This is a genomic window from Vogesella oryzae, from assembly GCF_902829295.1.
Taxonomy (GTDB): Bacteria; Pseudomonadota; Gammaproteobacteria; order Burkholderiales; family Chromobacteriaceae; genus Vogesella; species Vogesella oryzae.
Window position 1 is genome coordinate 133755 of the sequence record NZ_CADEPL010000020.1, and the last position, 24162, is coordinate 157916.

Annotated in this window: 22 protein-coding genes and 2 riboswitches; of the genes, 13 read left to right on the plus strand and 9 right to left on the minus strand. The window is 63.8% G+C overall.

Translation table 11 applies throughout. The annotated features are described in order from the left end of the window. The first annotated feature begins 33 nt into the window (after positions 1-33). Positions 34-657 (plus strand): cysteine hydrolase family protein, encoded by a 624-nt coding sequence (locus tag HU218_RS09100; protein WP_174874619.1) that lies wholly within the window; start codon positions 34-36, stop codon positions 655-657. A 77-nt stretch (positions 658-734) separates the two neighbouring features. Here HU218_RS09100 and HU218_RS09105 read toward each other — a convergent pair whose 3' ends face one another. Beyond that, a complete protein-coding gene (locus tag HU218_RS09105; RefSeq protein WP_174874620.1) occupies positions 735-1430 on the minus strand; it encodes a DsbA family protein in 696 nt (231 codons plus the stop codon). Beyond that, positions 1424-2287 carry an MBL fold metallo-hydrolase gene (locus HU218_RS09110; protein ID WP_174874621.1) on the minus strand — a complete coding sequence of 288 codons (864 nt, stop codon included), beginning with the start codon at positions 2285-2287 and terminating at the stop codon, positions 1424-1426. The genes HU218_RS09105 and HU218_RS09110 overlap by 7 nt, the downstream gene beginning before the upstream one ends. Before the next feature lie 119 nt (positions 2288-2406). Between HU218_RS09110 and HU218_RS09115 the strand changes: the two genes are divergently transcribed. Beyond that, positions 2407-3303 carry a LysR family transcriptional regulator gene (locus HU218_RS09115; RefSeq protein WP_174874622.1) on the plus strand — a complete coding sequence of 299 codons (897 nt, stop codon included), beginning with the start codon at positions 2407-2409 and terminating at the stop codon, positions 3301-3303. A gap of 44 nt (positions 3304-3347) precedes the next feature. Here HU218_RS09115 and HU218_RS09120 read toward each other — a convergent pair whose 3' ends face one another. Then, on the minus strand, positions 3348-4295 hold the full coding sequence (locus HU218_RS09120) for a GGDEF domain-containing protein (RefSeq protein ID WP_174874623.1): 948 nt from the start codon (positions 4293-4295) through the stop codon (positions 3348-3350). Positions 4296-4525: 230 nt separating this feature from the next. Between HU218_RS09120 and HU218_RS09125 the strand changes: the two genes are divergently transcribed. From HU218_RS09125 to HU218_RS09145, 5 genes are all read left to right on the plus strand, one after another. After that, positions 4526-5743, plus strand: coding sequence for a BtaA family protein (locus tag HU218_RS09125; protein WP_174874624.1), 1218 nt, complete (start codon positions 4526-4528; stop codon positions 5741-5743). Continuing rightward, entirely contained in the window at positions 5740-6840 is a 1101-nt protein-coding gene (locus HU218_RS09130; protein ID WP_174874625.1) for a GNAT family N-acetyltransferase, read from the plus strand. The genes HU218_RS09125 and HU218_RS09130 overlap by 4 nt, the downstream gene beginning before the upstream one ends. A gap of 145 nt (positions 6841-6985) precedes the next feature. After that, positions 6986-8569: an ABC transporter substrate-binding protein gene (locus HU218_RS09135; protein WP_174874626.1), complete on the plus strand. Its 1584-nt coding sequence runs from the start codon at positions 6986-6988 to the stop codon at positions 8567-8569. Positions 8570-8653: 84 nt separating this feature from the next. Next, a complete protein-coding gene (locus HU218_RS09140; RefSeq protein ID WP_174874627.1) occupies positions 8654-9691 on the plus strand; it encodes a hypothetical protein in 1038 nt (345 codons plus the stop codon). A 144-nt stretch (positions 9692-9835) separates the two neighbouring features. Next, positions 9836-11248, plus strand: a complete 1413-nt coding sequence (locus HU218_RS09145) for an EAL and HDOD domain-containing protein (RefSeq protein ID WP_174874628.1) — start codon at positions 9836-9838, stop codon at positions 11246-11248. Between the two features lie 125 nt (positions 11249-11373). On the opposite strand, the gene HU218_RS17190 is transcribed toward HU218_RS09145, so the two are convergent. After that, positions 11374-11772 (minus strand): FCD domain-containing protein, encoded by a 399-nt coding sequence (locus HU218_RS17190; protein WP_425509247.1) that lies wholly within the window; start codon positions 11770-11772, stop codon positions 11374-11376. On the opposite strand from HU218_RS17190, the gene HU218_RS16770 reads away from it, so the two are divergent. Next, the gene (locus tag HU218_RS16770) at positions 11714-11896 is read left to right on the plus strand and encodes a hypothetical protein (protein WP_425509248.1); all 183 of its coding nucleotides are present in this window, start codon (positions 11714-11716) and stop codon (positions 11894-11896) included. The genes HU218_RS17190 and HU218_RS16770 overlap by 59 nt on opposite strands. Positions 11897-11997: 101 nt before the next feature. Here HU218_RS16770 and HU218_RS09155 read toward each other — a convergent pair whose 3' ends face one another. Further along, positions 11998-13818 (minus strand): gamma-glutamyltransferase family protein, encoded by a 1821-nt coding sequence (locus HU218_RS09155; RefSeq protein WP_174874630.1) that lies wholly within the window; start codon positions 13816-13818, stop codon positions 11998-12000. Between the two features lie 171 nt (positions 13819-13989). Then, positions 13990-14898, minus strand: coding sequence for a LysR family transcriptional regulator (locus HU218_RS09160; protein WP_174874631.1), 909 nt, complete (start codon positions 14896-14898; stop codon positions 13990-13992). Between the two features lie 108 nt (positions 14899-15006). On the opposite strand from HU218_RS09160, the gene HU218_RS09165 reads away from it, so the two are divergent. From HU218_RS09165 to HU218_RS09180, 4 genes are all read left to right on the plus strand, one after another. Then, complete coding sequence (locus HU218_RS09165) at positions 15007-15936, plus strand: AEC family transporter (RefSeq protein ID WP_174874632.1); 930 nt, start codon at positions 15007-15009, stop codon at positions 15934-15936. Positions 15937-16094: 158 nt separating this feature from the next. Beyond that, positions 16095-16838: a pseudouridine synthase gene (locus HU218_RS09170; RefSeq protein WP_174874633.1), complete on the plus strand. Its 744-nt coding sequence runs from the start codon at positions 16095-16097 to the stop codon at positions 16836-16838. Between the two features lie 49 nt (positions 16839-16887). After that, positions 16888-17745, plus strand: coding sequence for a 23S rRNA (adenine(2030)-N(6))-methyltransferase RlmJ (locus tag HU218_RS09175; protein ID WP_174874634.1), 858 nt, complete (start codon positions 16888-16890; stop codon positions 17743-17745). A gap of 107 nt (positions 17746-17852) precedes the next feature. Continuing rightward, entirely contained in the window at positions 17853-18254 is a 402-nt protein-coding gene (locus HU218_RS09180) for a GFA family protein (protein ID WP_174874635.1), read from the plus strand. A gap of 49 nt (positions 18255-18303) precedes the next feature. Here HU218_RS09180 and HU218_RS09185 read toward each other — a convergent pair whose 3' ends face one another. From HU218_RS09185 to HU218_RS09195, 3 genes are all read right to left on the minus strand, one after another. Then, positions 18304-18939 carry a YitT family protein gene (locus HU218_RS09185; protein ID WP_174874636.1) on the minus strand — a complete coding sequence of 212 codons (636 nt, stop codon included), beginning with the start codon at positions 18937-18939 and terminating at the stop codon, positions 18304-18306. A 177-nt stretch (positions 18940-19116) separates the two neighbouring features. Continuing rightward, positions 19117-20058 (minus strand): homocysteine S-methyltransferase, encoded by a 942-nt coding sequence (mmuM, locus tag HU218_RS09190; protein ID WP_246210897.1) that lies wholly within the window; start codon positions 20056-20058, stop codon positions 19117-19119. Positions 20059-20118: 60 nt separating this feature from the next. Further along, positions 20119-21966 carry a methyl-accepting chemotaxis protein gene (locus tag HU218_RS09195; protein ID WP_174874637.1) on the minus strand — a complete coding sequence of 616 codons (1848 nt, stop codon included), beginning with the start codon at positions 21964-21966 and terminating at the stop codon, positions 20119-20121. 541 nt (positions 21967-22507) lie between these two features. Then, positions 22508-22606, plus strand: a riboswitch (glycine riboswitch). Position 22607: 1 nt separating this feature from the next. After that, positions 22608-22703, plus strand: a riboswitch (glycine riboswitch). A 140-nt stretch (positions 22704-22843) separates the two neighbouring features. On the opposite strand from HU218_RS09195, the gene glyA reads away from it, so the two are divergent. Next, complete coding sequence (glyA, locus tag HU218_RS09200) at positions 22844-24097, plus strand: serine hydroxymethyltransferase (RefSeq protein WP_174874638.1); 1254 nt, start codon at positions 22844-22846, stop codon at positions 24095-24097. Positions 24098-24162: the final 65 nt, after the last annotated feature.

Consider the following 24162-nt stretch of genomic DNA (forward strand, 5'->3'; position numbering starts at 1 on the left):
GCCGTCATCGCCAGCCCACACCAGGAGAGCAGCATGAGTAGCCCGAAACGCGCCTTGATCGTCATCGACGTACAGAACGAATACTTCACCGGCAAGCTGGGCATCAGCTATCCGGACCCGGCCATCACCCTGCCCAACGTTGGCCGCGCCATGGATGCGGCCAGCGCCGCCGGCATCCCGGTGGTGGTGGTGCAGCACATCACCCCGCCGGGCACGCCGATTTTTGCCGAGGGCAGCCACGGCGCCGCACTGCATCCGGACATCGCCGCCCGCCCGCATGACCACCTGATCAGCAAGCAGCTGGCCAGCTGCTTTACCGGCACCGACCTGGCCGACTGGCTGCGCGCACGCGATATCGACACGCTGAGCATCGTCGGCTACATGACACACAACTGCGATGCCGCCACCGTGCTGCACGCCAGCCACGATGGCTGGCAAGTGGAACTGCTGGCCGACGCCAGCGGCTCGCTGCCGTACCGCAACCGCGCCGGCAGCGCCAGCGCCGAGGAAATCCACCGCGTGTTTACCGTGGTGATGCAGACCGGCTTTGCCGCAGTGGTCAGCACCGACGACTGGATTGCCGCGGTTGCCGCCGGCCAGCCTGCCGGCAGCACCGAAGGCGTGCTGGGCTCGCATCTGCAGGCCGTAGCGCAGTAAGCCGCGGCCAACGTTGGCCGCAAAAAAAACCGCCAGTCTTGCCTGACTGGCGGCTTTTTTTACTGAAATTTTCTCGCCTACTGGCAACCGTCCGGCGTGCACAGCGGGCCATCGGCCGCCACCTGGGCGGCGGCACCGGCCAGCAGGCCTTGCAGGTAGCCGGCAAACGCCTCCGGTTTGCCGAGGAACGCCGACAAATCCACCCGCTGCAAACGGCCATCCAGCTCCAGCAGCAGCGAGGGGAAGCCGCGCAGGCCGTGCGCCGCCATGTCGCGGTGGCTGCGGCCAACGTGGCTGGCGAATTCGCCCTGCTGCCGCTGGTATTCGGCGGCGAAGGCCGCACCATCCAGCCCCAGCTCCACCGCCAGCTGCTGCAATACCGTGACATCGGCAATGCGCTGCCCGTCTACGTAATGCGCCTGCTGCAGCCGGTGCAGCATGGCCAGTCCAGCCACGCCCAGCGCCTCGGCAGCGAGGATCGCCAGCGTTGGCGGCGTGCTGTCGAATACCGCGCCGCTATCCAGCAGCAGGCCGTTGAAGTAGCCATCGCCGAACGGCTGGCCGCTCAGTTGCCGGATGCGCGCATCGTGACCCATCACGTACTGGCGCAGCTGCGGCGTCACCGGCTGGCGGTTCGGGCCGCTCATCATCGCGCCGGCGTGCAGCGCGATGGCGAGGCCGTCAACCTTGGCCGCAGCGGCCAGCAACGGTGCCGCGCCGTAACACCAGCCACACAGCGGGTCGTAGTAGTAATGCAGGGTGGCTTTTACCATTTCATCTCACCTTTGTTCACCTTGGCGCCAATATCCAGCGCCAGCCCCATGCCGGCCTGCGGGTAGGCGCGCTGCATGGCGGCAATCAGTTCGGCGGCATTACCCGCCTTGCCCGCCTCGCGGTCAAAACGCTGCAGGTAGGTGCGAGTGTAATCGATGGCCGACGCATCCAGCGCGCTGCCGGCGGCCATGTGCCCCGGCACCACGATGGCCGGTTTCAGCGCCGCCATCTCGTCCAGCTGTGCCAGCCAGGCCTGGCGCTCGGCCGGCTGTCGGGTGTCGGCGGTCCACACGTGCAGGCCGCTGAACAGCGCGACGTTGCCGGCAATGGCGTGCAGCGACGGAATCCACACATACGGGCGATGCGCCAGCACGCCGCTGGTGCCGCGCAGCTCGATCTTCTCGCCATCCACGCTCAGGCTGTTTTCACGCAGCGCCGTCGGCACGATCGGCTGCTGCGGCGCGTTGGCTCCCATCTTCGGCCCCCAGAACGCCAGCTTGCCGGCCAGCTTGGCCTGGATCTGCGCCGTCACCGCCGGGGTGGCCACCACTTGCGCCAGCGGGAACAGCTGCTTCAGCACCTCGGCGCCAAAGTAATAATCCGGGTCGGCATTGCTGATCAGGATGGTCTTCAGCGTCTTGCCGCTGTCCAGCACGTTGGCCGCAATGCGGTAGCCATCGGCGCGGGTAAAGCCGCTGTCGATCACCAGCGCTTCGTGCTCGCCGCTGACCACCACGGCGTTGGCGTGGAAGCTGCCTTCGCCGGCGTTGTAGACCTTCAGTTGCAGCGGTTGCGCGGCTTGGGCGGCGGTGGCGCTCAGGGCCAGGGAGGCAGCGATCAGCGTGGTGCGAAACATGGTGTGTCCTTTCATGGCGGCAACAGCCGCGGGGTTGATGGACGCCACTATAATTTCTCTATCCGCGCAGATAAACGCGATAAACTGCGCATATTTGTTGCACAAATCGGCCAAATCATATGGACCGCGTCACCGCCATGCAGGTATTCACCGATGTCGCCACCAGTGGCAGCTTCAGCGCCAGCGCCGAGCGGCTGGGCATGTCGCGGGCGATGGTGACGCGCTACGTGGCGGAAATGGAGCAATGGCTGGGGGCGCGGCTATTGCAGCGCACCACCCGCCGCGTAACGCTGACCGATGCCGGCGAGCAGGCGCTGCGGCGCTGCCTACAGCTGCTGACCCTGGTAGCGGAGGTGGAGGACGAAGTGGCGCCGGCCGATGGCAGCCTGCGCGGCCAACTGCGGCTGACCAGCAGCATGTCTTTCGGCCATGCCCATCTGGCGGCAGCGCTGGCGGCGTTTCTGGCACAGCATCCGCAATTGAAGCTCGATCTCAACGTCGGCGATGCCGCGCTGAACCTGGTGGAGGCGCGTATCGACCTGGCGATCCGCATCAGCAGCGAGCCGGACCCGGCTCTGATCGCGCGGCCGCTGGCGGTGTGCGATTCGGTACTGGTGGCCAGCCCCGGCTACCTGGCCCGCGCCGGCACGCCGCAGACACCGGCCGAGCTGGCCGGCCACCGTTGCCTGGGGCACAGCAACGTTGGCCGCAGCAGCTGGCAACTGACGCGCGACGCGGTGCGCGAAACGGTGCAGGTGATCACCCGCTTCACCGCCAACGACGCCACCGTGCTGCTGCACGCGGCGCTGGCCGACGGCGGCATCAGCCTGCAACCCACCTATCTGGCCAACCGGCTGTTGCGCAGCGGCGAACTGCAGGCGGTACTGCCGGACTGGCAGCCGCCGGCGATGACCATCTACGCGCTGTACCCGTCGCGCCGCCACCTGTCGCCGGCGGTGCGGGCGCTGCTGGATTTTCTGGTGGAATGGTTCGCCGTGGTGCGCTGGCAGTACTGAGCAAGCGGCGGCGGCAAGGCCGCCTTCGCCCCACCGCACCGTTGTCAGTCGGCGAGCTGCAAGGATTCGATGCGGTTCTTGCCGTTTTGCTTGGCGGCGTACATCTGGCGGTCAACTGCCTGGATGAACTCGCTGCTGTTCATGCCGCGGCCTGGCGTCACGGTGCCGACGCCAATGCTGACGGTCACCCGCTGCTGGTGCGGTGACTGCACGTGGGCAATGGCCAGTTTCTCGATCAGGCGCTGGCAACGCTCGGCCACTTTTTGCGCCCCGGCGGCATCGGTTTCCGGCAGCAGCAGCACAAACTCCTCGCCGCCGAAGCGGGCCACCACATCGCGCGCGCCCACCGCGGCCAGATTCAGCGTCTGCGCGATGTCGATCAGGCATTTGTCACCCAGCACATGGCCATACACATCGTTGTATTGCTTGAAGTAATCGACATCCAGCAACAGCATCGACAGCGGCTGCTGGCTACGGCAGGCGGTTTCCCACTCCCGCTGCAGGCTGGCATCCAGCTGGCGGCGGTTGGCGATACCGGTCAAGCCATCCTTGAACGACAGCGCCTCCAGCTCTTTTTGCAGCGCCAACAGTTTTTCTTCGGTCTTCTTGCGCTCGCTGATATCGAACATGAAGCCGACCAGCGATTCGACCTCGCCCTGCGCGTTGCGCACCACGTGCACCACGTCACGGATCCACACATAGCCGTTGTCCTTGGTCAGTGCGCGGTAATCCGCCTCGTGATCCACCCCGGCCTGGGATTGCGCCACGCAGAAATTCACCACGTAGTCGCGATCATCCGGATGGATGCGCATCGCCCAGTCGTTGGCCGACACCCAGCTGTCCTGGCTCCAGCCCAGCAACGGTTCGATCTGTGGCCCGATGTAGGCAAAGGACATGGTCGGCCAGTCGATCTGCCACGGAATGGCATTGGTCGATTCCAGCAGGGTCTTGTACACCGCACTGCCACCACTCAGCTCACTGACATCCGTCATAGCACTCGTTTCCTTGTAAAAGATGACCATACGACAGGACAGGCCAGCCCCCGCGCAGAGGGCAATTGTATGCCACCCCAAGCACCGGAAGGCTTGATGCAATCCAGACCCGCGGCAAAAAACCACACTTTCACCTGCTTTCTCGGGCTGACACAAATCCCACATCCGCTCGTCACAAAGCTGCCATGCAGCGCAGGCACCATGCGACAAACGCCAGCGAGGGAGTCCGCATGAGCACGCATACCCTGGTTCACCAAGCCGTCAACAATTCCACCACCACCGGGCTGAAAGCACTGGGCGACCGGCTGTTTGCCCGCTGGTTCAGCCAGCTGGTGTATGCGCAGATCTGGGAAGACCCGCAGGTCGATATCGAGGCGCTGCAACTGCAACCGGGGGCGCGCCTGCTGACCATCGCCTCCGGCGGCTGCAATGCGCTGGCGTATCTCAGCCAGCAGCCGGCGGTGGTCCACGCCGTCGACCTCAACCACAGCCATCTGGCGATGCTGGCGCTGAAGAAAGCCGCCTTTGCCACCCTGCCCGATTACCAGACGCTGCTGGATTTTCTCGGCAGCGCCGACAGCAAGCACAACCCGCAGCGCTTCCGCCGCTATGTGGCACCGCAGTTGCCGGTGGCCGCCCGCCAGTATTGGGAAGGCAAGGACTGGCGCGGCCGCCAGCGCTACCAGCTGTTTGCGCACCGCGCTTACCGCCACGGCCTGCTGGGCGGCTTCATCGGCTTTGGTCATGTGATGACGCGGCTGCTGGGCGGCAATCTGTCGCGGCTGGCGGATGCGGCCAACCTGGCGGAACAGCGCGAGCTGTTCGAGCGCCATCTGGCACCGGTGTTCCGCCACCCGCTGCTGCGCTTCCTCGCCCGCCGCGAGAGCCTGTTGTACAGCATGGGCATTCCGCCGGCGCAGTTCGCCGCGCTGCGCGCCGATGCCGGCGGCAATCTGGCCGGATTGTTCCAGGAACGCCTGCGCCGGCTGGCGTGCGATTTCCCGTTTGCGGCCAACCCGTTCGCGCAGCAGGCCTTTGCCCGCCGCTACGATCTGACGCAGCAGGACGCACTGCCGATGTACCTGCAGTCGCGCCACTACGAAACCATCCGCAGCAACCTGTCGCGCCTGCTGAGCCACCACGGCTCGCTGACCGATTTTCTGGACGGCTGCGCGCCGCAGTCGCTGGATGGCTACCTGCTGCTGGATGCGCAGGACTGGATGGACGACAACCAGCTCAACTCGCTGTGGCGGCAGATTACCCGCACCGCCGCGCCGGGCGCGCGGGTGGTGTTCCGCACCGGCGGCAGCCGCTCGCCGCTGGAAGGCCGGCTGGCGCCGCAGCTGATGGCCTGCTGGCACACCGACCCGGATCACAACCGCAGCCTGCACGCCCGCGACCGCTCCGCCATCTACGGTGGCGTACACGTGTACAGCAAGCGCACATGATCCGCTTGCAGCAAGCGCTCCATCCGGACGCCCACGCCAGCTGGCTGCAGCTGGCGCAGCGTCATGGCGGCCAGCACTGGGTGAGCAATGCGCCATGCCAGATCGGCGTGTGCGATAGCGGGCATGGCCTGATGCCGGTCACCCAGCTGCAGCAGTTCAGCGCGCAGGATAGCTACGTCGCCAGCCCGCGCTCGGCCTGGCTGCGCTACCCGCAGGCCGAGGCGCGCCGTCACGGCAGCCGCGCGCAGGCGCTGGCGACGTTGGCCGCATCGCCGCTGTCCGGGCTGATCAGCGCCGCGCGGCTGGACAGCGCCTTGCTGCCCGGCAACTGGCTGCTGTCCACCAACCTGCATCCGGACTGGCAAGCGCAGGAGCTGACCGACCTGCGCGACAGCCTGCTGTCCACACAGCCGGAACAGCCGCTGCTGCTGCGCAATGTCTGCGCCGCGGCCAACCCCGGCCTGCCGCAACAGCTGACCGCACAGGGCTGGACGCTGCTGCCGGCGCGGCTGGTCTACCTGTGCGACCCGCAGTCGCCGGCACTGTGGCGGCGGGGCAACGTCAAGCGCGACCAGACCCTGCTGGAGCAAGCCGACCTGCGCCTGCTGGGGCCGGACGACATCCGCGCCGAGCAGCTGCCGCAACTACAGTACTGCTTTCGCGACCTGTTCATCGACAAGCACTCGGCGCTGAATCCGGATTTCAGCAGCCGCTTCTTCCGGCTGTGCCACGAGCAGCGTTTTCTAGAGCTATATGCACTGGAACTGGCCGGCAATGTGGTCGGCTGCGTCGGCCTGTACGCCCGCCACGGCTGGCTGACCACGCCGATGCTGGGTTACGACACCCGCCTGCCGGCCGCACTGGGGCTGTACCGCCGGCTGATGGCATTGTTGCTGCGCGAGGCGCGCCAGCGCGGGCTGCGGCTGCACTACAGCGCCGGTGCCGGCTCGTTCAAACGCCATCGCGGCGGCGAGCCGCAGCTGGAATACAGCGCGGTATACGCCCGCCACCTCAGTAAGCGCCAGCAGCTGGCGCTGGCCACGCTGGCGGCACTGCTGCACAAGACTGCCACGCCACTGCTGCAGCGCTACGGCTAGACCGGCGCCGCAGGCAAAGCGGCATATGCTTAGCGGATTTTCGGTTACGCCACCGGCCGGCAATCAGGTTATGCTTGCGACATTGCTTTGCCCTTTGACACCGTCACGGCGCACCCGGCGCCGTACTGCCTTGTGGAGAGATTGCATGCGCACCCGACTGCCCCTGCTGGCCGCCCTGCTGGCCTGCGCCACCGCTACCTACGCCAAACCGCTGACCGTGTGCACCGAAGCCAGTCCGGAAGGTTTCGATGTGGTCCGCTACAACTCGCTGACCACCACCAATGCCAGCGCCGACGTGATCTTCAACCGGCTGGTGGACTACGACGCCCGTGCCGGCAAGGTGGTGCCGAGCCTGGCCAGCAGCTGGAAAGTGGCCGACGACGGCCAGGCCATCACCTTCACCCTGCGCCCCGGCGTCAGCTTCCACAAGACCGCCTGGTTCAAGCCCAGCCGCCCGCTGAATGCCGACGACGTGGTATTCAGCTTCCAGCGCATGCTGGACCCGGCGCAGCCGTGGTACAAGAGCGCCCCCACCGGCTACCCGCACGCCAAATCGTTCCAGCTCGACAAGCTGATCAAGGCGGTGGTGAAAGTGGACGACCGCACCGTGCGCTTCGAGCTGAACCAGCCGGATGCCACCCTGCTGCCGCTGCTGACCATGGGCTTTGCCAGCATCTACTCCGCCGAATACGCCGCGCAGCTGGCCAAGGCCGGCAATTTCGAGCAACTCAACAGCCTGCCGGTCGGCACCGGCCCGTTCGTGTTCCAGAGCCTGGCCAAGGACAGCGCAGTACGCTATGCGGCCAACCCCGCCTACTTTGGCGGCAAGCCGGCGGCAGAACGGCTGATCTACGCCATCACCCCGGACAGCGCGGTACGCGCGCAGAAGCTGAAAGCCGGCGAATGCCAGATCGCCCTCGGTCCCAAGCCGCAGGACATCAGCGATGCCGCCGGCGATGCACGGGTGAAAGTGCTGACCACGCCGATGTTCTCCACCGCCTTCGTGGCACTGAACAGCCAGCACAAGCCGTTTGACGACAAGCGCGTGCGCCAGGCGGTGAACCTCGCCTTCGACAAGGCCAACTACCTGAAAGTGGTGTTTGCCGGCAGTGCGGTAGCGGCCAACAACCCGTTCCCGCCCTCGACCTTCGGCTACAACAAGGCGATCAAGGACTACCCGCTGGACATTGCCCGCGCCAAGAAACTGCTGGCCGAGGCCGGCTACGGTAACGGCTTTGACACCACCATCTGGGTACGCCCCACCGGCAGCACGCTGAACCCGAACCCGAAAGCCGGCGCCGAAGTGCTGCAGGCGGATCTGGCCAAGGTCGGCATCCGCGCCGAGATCAAGGTGATCGAATGGGGCGAGCTGATCAAGCGCGGCAAGGCTGGCGAGCATGACCTGCTGTTCATGGGCTGGGCCGGCGACAACGGCGACGCCGACAACTTCCTCACCCCGCAGTTCAGCTGCGCCGCGGTGCAGTCCGGCACCAATTTTGCCCGCTACTGCGACCCGGCACTGGACAAGCTGATCGCCGATGCACGCCGCATCGCCGCCCCGCAACAACGGGCGGCCAACTATGCCCGCGCGCAGCAGATCATCAAGGAGCAGGCGTTGTGGCTGCCGCTGGCCCACCCCACCGCCGCGGCGCTGACCGGCCGCAATGTCAGCGGCTATCAGGTGAACCCGTTCGGCCGGGTGGATTTCAGCAAGACCGTGGTCCGCTAAAGCGCACTACCCGGTGTATGCTGCGGCCAACCTTGGCGACAAGGTTGGCCGCATGCGCGATATAACCTGCTTCGGAATACTGTAATGACTGACCGAGAACATGACGAAATGATGGCTCGTTATTTTGCGGACATGGAGAGACAGTCCCGGGAACGGCTAGCCAGCGCTGCAGACCTGATTGCAAAATTTACAGCCTTGGCCGCATCCAAAGGCGTAACGCTCAACCCAGAGTCGTTCAAGTACATTCAAACCACTGGCGTCATTGCCAAGGCTCAAGGCATTACAAGAGCGCTGTTGGGACCAATACCGACAGAGCGTGACGGACTACTGCCGTTCCACGAGATCACGCGCCGATTTCCTTCAAGCCCCCAGTCTGAAGGCTGCTTTGCCGGTCCCCACTTTATTTTGATGGCCCATCCCTGTTACCGGCGTGGAATGCACCCAGTCAACAACTGGGCACCAAGGTTTATAGCGCTGTTCTGGCAGTTCGACGGCCCCGGCATAGAAAAATACATTGCTCTCGACGAAGACAGGGTCCGGATCGACATCGACGGGCGGGACTACTTCGAGGCCGATACCTGGTTCGGTGCCCCCTTTGACAGGGACATACGCAACATCAGACCCGGAATTGCCAAACTGCGCCCACCATTAGATCTCGAATCTCGGCATATCTCTTTTTTCTTTGCCGACGCGTACTGTCTAGACATCAAGTGGAGCGAATCGGATGGCATCAAGTCGTTTCAGGCTCTGGAAATGAAGACAGAGAACGTTCGGATCAAAGCCGGTGGATTGTCCTACTTCCCCGCGCGCTACCTTCACGCCGAATTCGATCTCGCTGCCAACTGTTTCAGACACTTTGACGGTGCGATCCAGCTTTTCACTGAAGAAGAGTATTTTCATAGGCGGGATGCCGATTTCAACATGCCAATGAAGAACCCTGCTCACGTCAAGGCAAGATCGCACAAGGTCTTCAAGATTAATGGCCCACTGAAAACGGAAGACTGGGTCGAGTTCTGCTGCCATTTCTACACAGCCAATCCGCTTACTTTTGAATACTTCAGTGGCGAGTACCCAAAGAGCATCACAGAGGCCCTTAACAGGATCAAAGAAGTCGCACCGTAACTCGCAAAGCCAAATTTTGCGACTAACTGCGTCTGTTGAGCGTATCGGCGACAGGTGCAACGCTCTCCCACCGCGCCGTCACACCAGCCTCCGGCATGGCTGCTATGCTTACGCCTCCCCCTAGCACTACCACGGGATAGATTCATGCTGAAAAAACTGTTTGGCGCCCTGCGTGGCAAGGAGCCGCCGGCCCCCGCCCCGGCCAGCACCCCGGCACCGGCCGTCGCACCGGCAAGCAGCACCCCGCCCGCAGCGGATCGTGTCGCGCCGCTGGACCAGGTGCAATCGCTGGGCTTTGTCGCCCACCAGCCGCTGCAGGACAAATCGCAACGGGTGGTGGCTTACGAATTCGTGGTCAAGGGCAGCCTGGGCCAGGCCAGGTCGCGCCAGCACCGCCGCACTTTCGACCGGCTGCTGCTGGACACGCTGCGCAATATGAATGTGTTCCGTCTGCTGGCCTATCGCCGCGCCTTCATCCACGTGTCACTGGCCTCGCTACCGGAGCTGGCGGCACAGGAGTTGCCGCTGGCCAGCTGCATTTTTGTGCTGGAAGCGCAGGAAGGCGATGCGCTGGATGAGGCCCTGATGGCGCAACTGGACGCCTTGCGTCAGGCTGGCTGGCGCTTTGCCGCCGAACCGGCGCGCTTTGGCAGCATGTCCAGCGCGCTGGCGCTGTACCAGCGCATGGACTATCTGATCCTGGACTTTGCCGCACCAAACACCCGCGCGCTGTTCCCGCTGCTGGAGAAACTGCCGCAACGCTTCAGCCACCTGCGCTGGCTGGCGCGCAACATCAACTCCGCCGAGGAGCTGTCGCTGTGCCAGCACGCGCCGGGCAGCCAGCATTTCGCGCTGTTTCACGGCTCCTATCTGGGCGTGCAGCCACCGGGCAGCCGTGGCAACAAGGAAGCGCCCAACCAGGGCCGGGTGCTGGAAATCATGCGTCTGCTGCGTGCCGATGCGCCGCCGGCCAGTATCGAGGCGCAGTTCAAGCTCGACCCGTTGCTGCTGTTCAAGCTGCTGCGCTATGTCAACGCACCGGTCAATGGCCTGGCGCGCAAGGTGCAGAGCATCGAGGAAAGCATCATGCTGCTGGGACGGGACAACCTGTTCAAGTGGCTGTCGCTGCTGCTGTTCAGCGCCGACGACGACAGCGGCGCCGCGCTGACGCTGATGGAAAAATCGCTGATCCGCGGCCGCTTCATGGAGCAGCTGGGGCTGCTCAACGGCAACCGGCTGGAGGCTGAGCACCTGTTCCTGACCGGCATGTTCTCCATGCTGGGCGCCCTGCTGCGCACCAGCCAGGCCGAAGCGCTGGCCACGCTGGAGCTGCCAGTCACCATTGCCGACGCCCTGCTGAACAACCGCGGGCTGTTTGCCGCACCGCTGCAATTGACGCTGGCGTGCGAGCAGGATGACAGCGAGCGTATCGCCAGCCTGTGCCAGCTGTTGCTGGTGAGTGCGGAACAGGTAACCGGCCTTTATCTGGATGCCGTGGTATGGGCGCAGGAGATGCTGAAGGAGTGCGAGGTACAGAACAGCGTGGACGGGGTGTAAACCCGCCGCGCAACACGCCGCGCCCAGCCAAAAGTATTGCGGCCAACCATGCCGGATGGTTGGCCGCAGTCATTTCCAGTCCGCTGACGGGCTGGTCAGTCCCGTCTTGCGCCGCCAGCGGCGTGCTAGGTAAAGCGCGCGCCCGACAGCAACTCGCCCTGCTCCTGTGCCCGTGCCAGCGCCAGCAATTCGCGCTTGGTATCCAGGATGTGCGCCTCCAGCATTTCCACCACCGCCGCAGTATCCCGCCGCCGCGCCGCTTCCAGAATGCGATAGTGATCGGCCTGCGGATCTTCCTTGCCGGTGGCCTTCGACATTTCCACGTGGGTATAGCGATCGGTGTTGAGGCAGAACTCCTCGATCAGCCGTCGCAAGCGCCGGTTGTTGGCCGGGGCCGTGGTGCTGATGACGCTGGTGGGCGGCCTGGCCACCTTCAGCGGCCCGCTGCTGGGTGCCTTCGTGGTGGTGACCATCGAGAACAAGCTGGGCGAGATCGGCAACGCGCTGGCCCAGCTCAGCGGCATCGACTGGTTCGCCACCCTCGGCGACTCGGTGACGCTGGTGACCGGCGCCATCTTCATTATCTGCGTACTGGCCTTCCGCCGCGGCATCATGGGCGAGCTGGCCAGCCGCTGGGCCAAACACTAGCGCTGTTTTTGTGTCAGGGGTTTGCTCCCAGTTTGGCGCGGGTTCGTCCCGCGCTTTTTTTATGCCGGCACGGCATGCCCTTGCTGCCATGCCGGAGACTATCACTCCCCCATCACCACCCCTTCGCGGCGCGGGTCGGCGCCGCCGAAGAAACCACCGTCACGACGCCCGATCGCCTGCAGGCCGCTGGTCATTTCGCTTTCCCGCACTTCGTGACCATGCGCCTGCAACCAGCTGATGGTGTCGGCCGGAAAGCGCTGCTGCTCCAGCAGCGTCGGTGCACCGGTAGCGCCGAAGTTGGGCAGGCTGATGGCCTGCTGCGCGTCCATGCCCCAGTTGAGCATCGCATACAGCGTCTTGGCGGTGTAGTGGATGATCAGCGCGCCCCCCGGACTGCCGGCACTGATCAGCACCTGGCCGCTGGCCTTGTCGAACACCAGCGTCGGGCTCATCGAACTGCGCGGACGCTTGCCCGGTTGCACGCGGTTGGCGGTGGGCAGGCCGCGGGTGTCATTGGGCGCAAAGTTGAAATCGGTAAGCTGGTTATTGAGCAGGAAACCGCCGCTGCCCTTGCCGGACGGATTCACCATCTGCCGCGCGCCGAACTGCGCTTCCACCGTGGTGGTCATGCTCAGCGCGTGGCCTGCTGCATCGATGATGCTGATGTGGCTGGTGCCGTACTCCGGCTGCGCCGCGGCCAACCCCAGTGCGGCCTGCAGCACGCCTGGCTGGCCCGGCTGCGCCGTCTTCATGCTGGTTTCACCGATCAGGCCGGCACGCGCCGCCAGATACGCCGGCGCCAGCATGCTGTGCCAGCTGCCACCGGGTGGGCTGACAAAATCGGGATCGCCGACATACTTGGCACGATCGGCAAACGCCAGTCGCGATGCCTCGGTGTACAGGTGCAGCCACTGCGGCGACGGCAACAGCTTGCCATCCGCCGCCTGCTGCGGCGGATGGCTGGCGGCGGCGGTATTGTTCAGGATGCCCAGAATCTGGCCGATGGCCAGCATGCCGCTGCTGGGCGGCGGAAACCCGCACAGCCGGTAGTCGTGCTCGCGGGCCCGATAGTCGCTGCACAGTGCCTCGCGCTTCTTTGGCCGGTAGGCGGCCAGATCGGCCAGCGTCAGCAAGCCGGGGTTGGCCGCATGTCCGCGCACCTTGGTGACGATGGCCGCCGCCACCGGCCCCTGCAGCAGCGCCTTGCTGCCCTGTGCGGCGATGGCGCGCAGCACCTCGGCGTAGGGCTGGTTCTGCAGCACATGCCCCACCGGCCACGGCTGGCCATCCGGCTGGTAGAAATACGCCGCCGCCACCGGGTCCTGCCGCAGGTAGCGGTCGGACTGCAGCAGGGTGAACAGCCGCGGGCTGATGGCAAAGCCCTGCTCGGCCAGGCGGATCGCCGGCTGGAACAACAGCGCCCACGGCAGGCGCCCCTGCTCGCGGTGTGCCATTTCCAGCATGGCCACTGCGCCCGGCACGCCTACCGAGCGCCCGCCCACGACCGCGGCATCAAAACCCATCGGCTTGCCCTCGGCCGTCAGGAACAGCCGTTCGTCAGCAGCGGCCGGCGCGGTCTCGCGGCCATCGTAGGCGCTCACCGCCTTGCCGTCCCAGTACAGCAGGAAGGCACCACCACCGATGCCGCTGCTCTGCGGCTCGACCAGCCCCAGCACCATCTGCACCGCGATGGCGGCATCCAGCGCGCTGCCGCCGGCTGCCAGTACCTGGCGGCCGGCATCGGTGGCCAGCGGGTTGGCCGCCGCCACCGCGTAGTGGCGGGTGGCCCAGCCCGGTTTGTCCTGGTAGCCGGAGGCGACTTCCGGCTGCGGTGGCAGCGGGCTGTAGTTGAAGGCCGGCGGTGTGGCGGCACAGGCCCCCAGCAGCAAGGCGAGGGCGAGGACATTCAGGCGGGGCAACATGGCAACTCCTTGCAACAGGGGAAAGCTTCATCGATAGCACATCTCATGCCAAATGAAAGCCTCCGCTGCGCCATACCGCCTCGCCCAGGCAACAGCCGGCCGGCAACACGGACACCAGCCACCTGCAGCAAATCCGCCGTGGCTGCCGGCTACACTTCCAGCGTCAGCCGGCTAGCGCGGCAGATCAGCCACTGGTGACGCCCCCGCGCCAAAACCCCGGGCACAGGCCAGAAACCTTGCCAGGCATGGATTGTCGTTGCCCGCCGCCCAGATGATGCCCTGCTCGACAATCCGCGCGCCGGCGACCTCCCGGAACTCGGCGCCAGCCAGCCGCATCCTGGCCATCGATTGCGGCACCAGCGATACGCCGAGGCCTTCGGCCACCAGGTTGACGATGGTCTGCTGCAGATGGGTTTCCAGCCGGATCTGCGGCTCAAAGCCATGATCGCGACAGCAGCCGATGACCAGCTCGTGCAAGGCCGGTGCGGTGGTTGCGGGGAAGGTGATGAAAGGCTCGCCAGCCAGATCGCTGACGGCAATTTCTGGCAATTGCGCCAGCCGGTGAGCGCTGGGCACCACCGCGCACAGCGGCTCGGCATGAACCGCCATGTACTCGAGTCCCGGGGGCCGCTGCCAGGGAAAAGCAATGCCGGCATCGACAGCACCGGAGATGAGCGCATCGTTCAATTCCCGCGGCAACACTTCGCTTAACTGCACCTCGGCCTGCGGGTAGGCGTCACTGTATTGCCGGATCAGCGGTGGCAACACGCTCCACGCCGCACTCATGGTAAAGCCGACCCGCAACACCCCCAGCTCGCCGCGTTCAATGGCCTGGGTGCTGCGCACGGCGGCATCCAGCGCGGCGATGACGCGGCTGGCCTGTTCGTGGAAGTGCCGGCCGGCGGCGGTAAGCTCCACCAGCCTGGTCGAGCGTTTGAGCAGGGCGACACCCAGCTCTTCTTCCATCGCCGCGATTTGCCGGCTTAGCGGCGGTTGCGAGATGTGCAGCAAAGCTGCGGCACGGCCGAAATGCAGCGTCTCGGCCAGCGTAACGAAATAACGCAGTTGGCGAAAATCCATAGATTGATACCTTTTAAGTATTTATATCTCACATATATAGCATTGGACGGTATTTATACGGAAACTTAAGCTGCACGCGTCTCTGTTCCCCTGGTTACACGCGCCCAAATGTCGTCGATCATCAACGTGGTATTGCCAATCTTCGGCTTGATACTGGCCGGTTACCTCTGTCGCCGTAGCGGGCGGCTGGGGGAAACCGCCTCCACCGAGCTGAACCGCTTTGTCGTCTGGCTGGCTCTGCCGGCGCTGCTGTTCAAGGTAACCGCCACCTCCAGCTGGGGAGAGCTATGGCAACCCGGATTCATCGCCTCGGTGTGTGCCGGCTCGTTCCTGGTATTCGCCGTCACCGTCATTTACCGCCGGCGCCAGCTGCGGCACCTGGCCGATGCCAGCATAGACGGGCTGAGCGCTGCCTATGCCAACACCGGCTTTCTGGGCATCCCGCTGTGTATGCTGGTGCTCGGCAGCAAAGGGCTGCTACCGGCCATTATCGCGACGCTGATTGTCGCCTGCCTGCTGTTCGCCATCGGTATCGTGCTGATTGAAATCGGCCTGCAAGACAAGCAGAAGGCCTTGCCGGCAATCCTGAAAATCAGCAAATCACTGGCCAGCAATCCCTTGCTGATCGCTCCGTTACTCGGCAGCGCCTATGCCGCCAGCGGCGGCAGCCTGCCGGCAGCGGCAACACAGTTCCTGTCCATGCTGGGGGCCGCCGCTACACCGTGCGCGCTGGTGTCCCTCGGCCTGTTTCTTGCCCAAAAGCAGCAAGGCCGCCGCGATGGCACCGCCGGACTGGTGATGGCAAAACTGCTATTGCAACCGCTGCTGACCGGTTTTCTGGCTTTTCGCGTGTTCCAGTTGCCGGCCCTGTGGGCCGACGCGGCCCTGCTGCTCAGCGCCCTGCCCACCGGGACCGGCCCCTTCATGCTGACCAGCTTTTACGAACGCGAAGCGGCACTGGTGTCACGCGTCATCCTGCTGACCACACTCGGATCTGTGATCACAATCTCTGCCTCGCTGTACCTGCTTGGACTGTAAGGCCGCAAACTGTGCCCTCCACCCAAGCCTGGCCCGGCAGGCACCAAACAGCACCGCCACGGGGATGCGCGGCAATGCCTGCGGCGGCCCGCTCCTCTGCCAGCACCAGGCAGCGAACTGCTACACTGCCGGCCTTTCCCGCTTTGCGCCCCTGCCCCATGCTCACCATCCTGTATCTCGACGAACACCTGATCGCCATCGACAAGCCCTCCGGCCTGCTGGTACACCGCAGCGAGATCGATCGCCGCGAGACCCGCTTCGCGGTGCAGCTGCTGCGCGACCAGATCGGCCAGCAGGTGTTTCCGGTACACCGGCTGGACCGCGGCACCAGCGGCGTGCTGCTGTTCGCGCTGGATAGCGCCACCGCGCGGCTGCTCAATGACGGTTTCGCCGCGCGCCAGCCCGGCAAAACCTATCTGGCGATCGTGCGCGGCCACCCGCAGGACAGCGGCGACATTGATCACGCCATCACCCGCCAGCCGGACGAGCGCGAGTACGTGCATGGCGATGCCCAGCTCAACGCCCAGCCGGCGTTTACCCGCTACCGCACGCTGGCACGCTGCGAGTTGCCGTTCGCGGTGGACCGCTACCCGCAAAGCCGCTATGCCTTGGTACAGCTGGCACCGGAAACCGGCCGCCGCCACCAGCTGCGCCGCCACCTCAAGCACATCGCCCACCCGATCATCGGCGATGCCACCCACGGCAAGGGCGTGCACAACCGCTTCTTCCTGAGCCAGTTCAACGTTGGCCGCATGTTGCTGCACGCAGTCGAATTGACGCTGACGCATCCTCACAGCGGCCAGCCCCTGACCATCACCGCACCGTTGTCCGGCAATTTCGCGCGCCTGCTGCGCGAGTTCGGCTGGCAGGACGCATTGCCGGCCGCATGGCTGGGCGACTGAGACCCCGGCTTAAGCTACAATAGCCGGCTGTTTTTGACGGCCCACGCCCATGCTCAGTTATCGCCACGCCTTTCACGCCGGCAACCACGCCGACGTCCTCAAGCACCTGGTAGAGGTGCAGATTCTTGATTATCTCGGCCAGAAAGGGGCTTTCTGGTACATCGACACCCATGCCGGTGCCGGTGCCTACAGCCTGACCGAAGGCTATGCCACCAAAACGGCCGAGTATGTCGATGGCGTGGCACGACTGTGGCAGCGTGACGATGCGCCGGAGCTGGTGCAGCGTTATCTGGCCGTGGTGCGCGGTATGAACGAGGACGGTGAGCTGCGCCACTACCCGGGCTCGCCGTGGTTCGCCGCCGAGGTGATGGACAGCAGCAACAAGCTGCGGCTGTTCGAACTGCATCCCAGCGATTTCGAGTTGCTGTCGCACTGTTTTGCCGATGCCGGCCGCCGCGTGAAAGTGGAAAAGGCCAACGGCTTCGAGGGCATCAAGTCCATCCTGCCGCCGCCACCGCGCCGCGCGCTGACGCTGATCGATCCGCCATACGAAGACAAGGGCGACTACCAGCACGTGGTACGGGCGATGAAAGAGGCGCTGAAACGCTTTGCCACCGGTACCTACGCCATCTGGTACCCGCTGCTGCAGCGCAAGGAAGTGGGCGACATGCTGCGCGAACTGCGCAAGTTGCCCTGCCATAGCTGGCTGGATGTGACGCTGACGGTACGCAAGCCGTCGGCCGACGGTTTCGGCATGCACGGCACCGGCATGTTCGTGGTCAACCCGCCATGGACACTGAAGCGCGAGCTGGAGTCCGTACTGCCGTGGTTAAAAGACGTGCTGGCGATTGATGCCGGCGCCGGCTTCAGCCTGGATTTCCAGGAAAACGGCCACCAGAAGAACTGACCAGACCCGGCCCTGCGCCGGGTTTTTTGTGGCCTAGCCCGGCGGCCAGTCGCCGGCCGGCTTGCCACCTGCCATCATGCAAAAGTCATCAGACATTGGAGGCAGTCATGATCAAGCAAGTCGGCACAACCCCCATCCGCGAATACCACACCGCCCGCTGCCATTGCGGCGCGGTGGTACTGGAGCTGCATCTACCCGATGGCATCGTCGATCCGCGCCGCTGCGACTGCTCGATCTGCCGCCGCAAGGGTGCCATCGTGGCCTCGGTACCGCTAGCCGGCATCCGCATCGTGCAAGGCGAGGACAAGCTGCGGCGATACCAGTTCAACACCCGTACCGCCAGCCACTATTTCTGCAGCGAGTGCGGCATCTACACCCACCACCAGCGGCGCAGCAATCCGCAACAGTACGGCTACAACGTCGGCTGCCTGGATGACGTCAACCCGTTCCTGCTCGAGCCGGTGCCGCTGAACGATGGCGTCAACCATCCTGCTGATCGCCAGCCATGAAAAAAGGTTGGCCGCATGCGGCCAACCTTTGCACGACACCCAGCCACCGTTACATGGCGATATAGCGATCCGGACGGTGGTTGAAACCGATCACCATGTTCAGGGCGGCGGCGCCGAGAATGGAGCCGAGCAGGGCCTGCCAGCTCACCAGCAGCAGCGAAGCCAGCAGGATCACCACGTCCAGCCCCAGCTGCAGCTTGCCGGCACGAATGCCGTAGCGCTCCTGCAGGTACAGCGCCAGAATGTTGATACCACCGAGGCTGGCCTGATGGCGGAACAGCGCGATGAACCCCATCCCCATCATCAGACCGCCGACCAGGCCGGTATAGAACGGATTGAGACTGCCAAGATGCAGGAACTGGCCATGCACACTGGTAAACAGTGACAACAGGCTGACGGCGATGAAAGTCTTGAGGGTGAAACGCCAGCCCATGCGCCGCCATGCCAGCCAGTAGAACGGCAGGTTGATGACAAAGAAAATCGCGCCAAACGGCAGGCCGGTGCGGTAGTGAATCAGAAATGCGATGCCGGCGGTGCTACCGGTCAACAGCCCGGCCTGCTTGAACATCACCACGCCGAATGCCACCAGCAAGGTGCCAACCAGGATGGCAAGGACATCCTCCAGCAACGAGTGGGCAATGGCGGTATCAGCAGGCGGCATGGCAGTTTGGCTAAGCGTGGTCATGATGGATATTGCAGCGCAACAAAAAGAGCGGTCATTTTACGGCCACACCAGCCACGCCTCCAGCACCTAGATCAAGAAACCCCAAAAACGCAATTGCCTGCCATTTAACAAAACAAATAGCAGGCAATGCGCAATTTAACCTCACGACAACCGTAAGCCCTCTGCGACGGCGCGGCATCAGCCGCGGCGCAACCAGGCGGACAGTGCGCGGATGTCTTCCGGCGTAGTACGGCAGCAGCCACCGATGCAGCTGGCACCCGCTGCGCGCCACTGGCGGGCGGCTTCGGCAAAGGCTTGCGGATCGCTGCTGCCATGCCAGGTCTTGGTGACCGGATCGTAAGCCTCTCCCGAGTTGGGATAAGTCAGCAGCCGCTTGCCGCTGGCTTTTGCCGCAGCCTGCAACAGCGGTGCGATGTGACGTGGTGCCGTGCAGTTTACCCCCACCGCCACCACCTGCTGGAACGGCTCCAGTGCGGCAATGGCCTCGGCCAGCGGCGTACCTTCGCTGAGATTGGCATCGTCACGGCAGGAGAAGCTGATCCACGCGGCGGCGTGCGGAAACTCCTGCTGCAACAGACGGGCAATGGCCACCGCCTCAACCTGGCATGGAATGGTTTCGCAAGCCAGTAGATCCGGTCCGGCGACCAGCAAGGCAGCAATGCGCGGACGATGGAAGTCCATCAATTGCTGCTCGCTCAGGCCATAGTTGCCGCGGTATTCGGAGCCATCCGCCAGCATGGCGCCATACGGGCCGACCGACGCCGCCACCAGTGGCTTGATGCGGCCAACCCGATGCTGTTCGTCTGCCCAAAAAGCATCGCGTGCCGCCTGGGCCAGCTCGATCGACAACCGCATCAGGCGTGCCGACTCTTCTTCGCTCAGACCGCGTTTGGCAAAGCCGGGAAAACTGGCCTGATAACTGGCCGTGGTCGCCACATCGGCCCCGGCCATGAAGTAGTCGTAATGCACGTCCCGGATCAGCTGCGGCTGCTCGATCAGCACACGGGCAGACCACAGGGCGTCATTAAGATTGCAACCGCGACGCTCCAGCTCCGACGCCATGGCGCCATCCAGAACGACAGGAGTGTCTGCGGAAAACTGACTGAAAGGATTGTGCAATTGTGGCTCCACAAATAAAAAACCCCGGCACGGGCCGGGGCGGGATATGACGGGTCGCGATTACAGCTTGAAGCGGGACACCAGTGCCTTGAGCTCGTCGCCACGTTGCGCCAGCACATTGATGGTAGCCAGTGCTTCTTGCAGGCTGGTATCGGTCTGCTGCGCCATTACGTTTACTCGCTCGGCACTCCGCGCCATCTCGTTGGTGGCGACGCCCTGCTCGGCTGTGGACGAAGTAATCTCACCCATGCGCGACGAGATTTCCTCGGCATTGCTCTTGATCACTTCTACCTTGTCGGCCGCCTGGCGCGACAATGCTACACCAGATGTCACTTTCTCGTTGGTGGTATCGGCATGTTCGATTGCTTCACCGGTACGGCGGATCACGGTGTCGATCATCTCGGCAATCTGCACGGTAGCCGTGGCCGTACGCTCGGCCAGTTTGCGTACTTCATCGGCCACCACGGCAAAGCCGCGGCCGGATTCGCCGGCGCGCGCTGCCTCGATAGCGGCATTCAGTGCCAGCAGGTTGGTCTGGTCGGCAATATCACGGATCACACCGACAATGCCCTTGATCTGTTCGGACTGGCCGGACAGGCTACCCATCACGGTATGCAGCGAGGCAACAGCTTCCTGGATAGAGGCCACTTCGCGCTCGACTTCGGCCATCGCGCGATGCGACTCCACCGAATTGGTGCGCGACTGCGCTACCAGTTGCTCGGTTTCACCCACATGGTCGGCAATGTGGTTGATGCTGACGGTGATTTCCTCGATGGTTGCCGCAGTGGCAGACAGCTCGGTGGACTGCACGCGGGAATCCTGGCCGATCTGTTCTGCCACCCGGCTCAACTCGGCCGCATCATGTGCCAGCGCCTGGGATTCGTCACGCACAGTCAGGAACATCTCGCGCAACTTGGCCACAAACTGGTTAAAGGCTTCGGCAATCAAGCCAACTTCGTCGCGGTTACCAACCGGCAAGGTCTTGGTCAGGTCGCCGTGACCGCTCGCCACTTCTTGCATCGCCTTCTGCAGCGTGCCAAGGCCCGACAGCATGCGGGCAACACCGGCATAAGCCAGGATACCGGCCAGCACCATGCCAGCTGCTGCCAGACCAACCATCACCATCAGCAACTGGCTTACCGGTGCCATGGCTGCCGCATGCGGCACCATCACGCCAAACAGCCAGTTGGTATTCGGTACCGGGAACAGCGCCACCATGTGTTTGACGCCATCGATATTGGCAATCTGGATGGAGCCATCCTTATTGATACCAGCCAGATCAAAACCCGGAATCACCTCGGAGATTTTCTTGAGGCCGGAATCCTTCTGCGGGTGGGCAATCACGTCGCCTTCGGCAGTAATCAGGAAGGCATAGCCATCACCCGGCAACTTGGCAGAGACCACTTCATCCACCACGCGTGCCAGCGTCACGTCACCACCGGCCACGGCCACCAGCTGGCCGCCATCCTTGCGCGCCTGGGCAAAAGTGATGATCGGTTTCTTGGTGGAGGCATCAATATATGGCGGAGAAGCAATCGGGCCATTGGCATCCTTGGCCGCCAGATACCACGGCCGGCCAGTCGGATCGTAGCCCGGCGGTACACCGGCAGACCCGGAGAACTGGGTCATGGTCTTGTCAGGTTGGCCGACATACATATCGTCGAACTTACCAGCCTGCTGGGCTTGATCAAGAATCGGCTTGAGCTCACCGGTACCGAAACGTGGCAGCACCGAGGCAACGATCCCCTCCCTAACTTGCACCCATTCCGACACGAAGCTGACCTTGTTATCGGCCGCCATCTTGATCTGCCCTTCAATCTGGCTTTCGAGGGTCGCACTCATCTTCCAGTAGGCTACCCCACAGAAGACTACCGAGAGTGCGGCCAACACCAGCAGCACGAATGCCATGAGTTTTGCGCGCAATGACATGATTGTTATTTCCCTTGTTTTTTGAGTTTCAGGCGGGTATCTGTCACTACCTGCTCGGTAGTTCTCCCGTTCCTTTTATAGCCATAAAACAAAATTGTGCACTTTGATACTTAGCCAATTTAGAGAGTGACTTGCTTTTGATTTAAAACAAGCCAGCAATTGCGACATGTTAGGTTTAGACCGGAAAAATTTCCATATAAACCGTACATCTCTCCTGCGTTACTGTAACCAATCTACAGTAAGCAAACCGCTAGCGGCCCGCGCCCTGCAATCACTTTTTGCACCGCACCACATGCCACTGGCTGCCAGCGCAGCTATAAAAACAGCAACATTCTTCACTGTGCAGCACCATATTCCCTCACCTGCCGCCCAATAGCGACTGACCGGCGAGCAAGACCGGCAGTCTGAAATTTGTCCATCTTGCTGCAGTCGCACATCGAATATTGTCGGACATGCGTTGACAGCCCATGCTGCCTTCTCTAGATTGCGCCAAGCCACGCGGCCGATTGCAAGGTTGGCCGCCACCAGTGCAGGAGAGACTGCCCGGACCAGCGTCTGGCGGCAGCGCCGAAGGGGAATCGCCCCAGAAACTCTCAGGCAAAAGAACTGCCCTGGTCTGGCACTCTGGAGAGTAGGTCCGCAAGCGCGCGACCTCGCCGAAGGCAGCATGGCCAGTGCACACTGCGCCGCAATCTCTCAGGCAAAGGGACAGAGGGGGCATCGTCCGGTGATACCGGACGGGCGCCCAGCTATCTGTCGGCCTTCCCGCACAGACCGTCCGTCCGGCACCGCCCGTTCTTCAAGGCGTGGTGCGGCCAACCTTTTGCCGCCTGCGCCGGCGACCAAGGAAATTACGATGTTTACCAAAGACATGCAGATTGCCGGTTTCGACGACGCCCTATGGGCCGCCATGCAGGCCGAAGACCAGCGCCAGCAAGACCACATCGAGCTGATTGCCTCCGAGAACTACACCAGCCCGCGCGTGATGCAGGCACAGGGCAGCCAGCTCACCAACAAGTACGCCGAGGGCTACCCAGGCAAGCGATACTACGGCGGCTGCGAGCATGTGGACGTGGTGGAGCAGCTGGCCATCGACCGCGCCAAGCAGCTGTTCAGCGCCGATTACGCCAACGTGCAGCCGCACTCCGGCAGTCAGGCCAACGCCGCCGTGTACATGGCACTGCTGGAACCGCACGACACCGTGCTGGGCATGAGCCTGGCCCACGGCGGCCACCTCACCCACGGCGCCAAGGTCAACTTCTCCGGCAAGATCTACCACGCCGTACAATACGGCCTGAACCCGGAAACCGGCGAGATCGACTACGACGAAGTGCAGCGCATGGCCAATGAATACCAGCCGAAGATGATCGTGGCCGGTTTCTCCGCCTACTCGCTGATCGTGGACTGGAAGCGCATGCGCGAGATCGCCGACAGCATCGGCGCCTACCTGTTCGTGGACATGGCGCACGTCGCCGGTCTGGTGGCGGCCGGGCTGTATCCGAACCCGATTCCGCACGCCCACGTGGTGACCACCACCACCCACAAGACCCTGCGCGGCCCGCGTGGCGGCCTGATTCTGGCGGCGTCCAACCCGGAGCTGGAAAAGAAGCTGAATTCGGTGGTGTTCCCCGGCATTCAGGGCGGCCCGCTGATGCACGTGATCGCTGCCAAGGCGGTGGCATTCCAGGAGGCACTGCAGCCGGAGTTCATCGACTACCAGAAACAGGTGCTGGCCAACGCCCGCGCCATGGTGCACGTATTCCAGAGCCGCGGTTACAGCATCGTCTCCGGCAAGACCGACGACCACCTGTTCCTGCTGAGCCTGATCGACAAAGGCCTCACCGGCAAGGCGGCCGATGCCGCGCTGGGCGCCGCCCACATCACCGTCAACAAGAACGCGGTGCCGAACGATCCGCAAAGCCCGTTCGTGACCAGCGGCATCCGCATCGGCACCCCGGCGATCACCAGCCGCGGCTTCAAGGAAACCGAAGCGCGCCAGGTAGCGCACTGGGTGTGCGACATCCTCGACGACATCGAGAATGCGGAAGTCAGCGCACGGGTAAAACGCCAGGTGGCGGAGTTGTGCTCGGCCTATCCGGTCTATCGTTAAAATAGCAAGGCTGCTGCGGCCAACGTTGGCCGCAGCACATTGTCCAAAAACACAGGGCTACCCCC

Bases quoted from the DNA above. Each gene is read 5' to 3' on its own strand.
- HU218_RS09110 (WP_174874621.1), bottom strand. From the start codon at position 2,287: ATGTTTCGCACCACGCTGATCGCTGCCTCCCTGGCCCTGAGCGCCACC.
- HU218_RS09145 (WP_174874628.1), top strand. From the start codon at position 9,836: ATGCTGAAAAAACTGTTTGGCGCCCTGCGTGGCAAGGAGCCGCCGGCC.
- HU218_RS09165 (WP_174874632.1), top strand. From the start codon at position 15,007: ATGTCGTCGATCATCAACGTGGTATTGCCAATCTTCGGCTTGATACTG.
- HU218_RS09160 (WP_174874631.1), bottom strand. From the start codon at position 14,898: ATGGATTTTCGCCAACTGCGTTATTTCGTTACGCTGGCCGAGACGCTG.
- HU218_RS09115 (WP_174874622.1), top strand. From the start codon at position 2,407: ATGGACCGCGTCACCGCCATGCAGGTATTCACCGATGTCGCCACCAGT.
- HU218_RS17190 (WP_425509247.1), bottom strand. From the start codon at position 11,772: ATGCCGCTGAGCTGGGCCAGCGCGTTGCCGATCTCGCCCAGCTTGTTC.
- HU218_RS09125 (WP_174874624.1), top strand. From the start codon at position 4,526: ATGAGCACGCATACCCTGGTTCACCAAGCCGTCAACAATTCCACCACC.
- HU218_RS09140 (WP_174874627.1), top strand. From the start codon at position 8,654: ATGACTGACCGAGAACATGACGAAATGATGGCTCGTTATTTTGCGGAC.
- HU218_RS09155 (WP_174874630.1), bottom strand. From the start codon at position 13,818: ATGTTGCCCCGCCTGAATGTCCTCGCCCTCGCCTTGCTGCTGGGGGCC.
- HU218_RS09120 (WP_174874623.1), bottom strand. From the start codon at position 4,295: ATGACGGATGTCAGTGAGCTGAGTGGTGGCAGTGCGGTGTACAAGACC.
- HU218_RS09180 (WP_174874635.1), top strand. From the start codon at position 17,853: ATGATCAAGCAAGTCGGCACAACCCCCATCCGCGAATACCACACCGCC.
- HU218_RS09100 (WP_174874619.1), top strand. From the start codon at position 34: ATGAGTAGCCCGAAACGCGCCTTGATCGTCATCGACGTACAGAACGAA.
- HU218_RS09175 (WP_174874634.1), top strand. From the start codon at position 16,888: ATGCTCAGTTATCGCCACGCCTTTCACGCCGGCAACCACGCCGACGTC.
- HU218_RS09135 (WP_174874626.1), top strand. From the start codon at position 6,986: ATGCGCACCCGACTGCCCCTGCTGGCCGCCCTGCTGGCCTGCGCCACC.
- glyA (WP_174874638.1), top strand. From the start codon at position 22,844: ATGTTTACCAAAGACATGCAGATTGCCGGTTTCGACGACGCCCTATGG.
- HU218_RS09105 (WP_174874620.1), bottom strand. From the start codon at position 1,430: ATGGTAAAAGCCACCCTGCATTACTACTACGACCCGCTGTGTGGCTGG.
- HU218_RS09185 (WP_174874636.1), bottom strand. From the start codon at position 18,939: ATGACCACGCTTAGCCAAACTGCCATGCCGCCTGCTGATACCGCCATT.
- HU218_RS09130 (WP_174874625.1), top strand. From the start codon at position 5,740: ATGATCCGCTTGCAGCAAGCGCTCCATCCGGACGCCCACGCCAGCTGG.
- HU218_RS09195 (WP_174874637.1), bottom strand. From the start codon at position 21,966: ATGGCATTCGTGCTGCTGGTGTTGGCCGCACTCTCGGTAGTCTTCTGT.
- HU218_RS09170 (WP_174874633.1), top strand. From the start codon at position 16,095: ATGCTCACCATCCTGTATCTCGACGAACACCTGATCGCCATCGACAAG.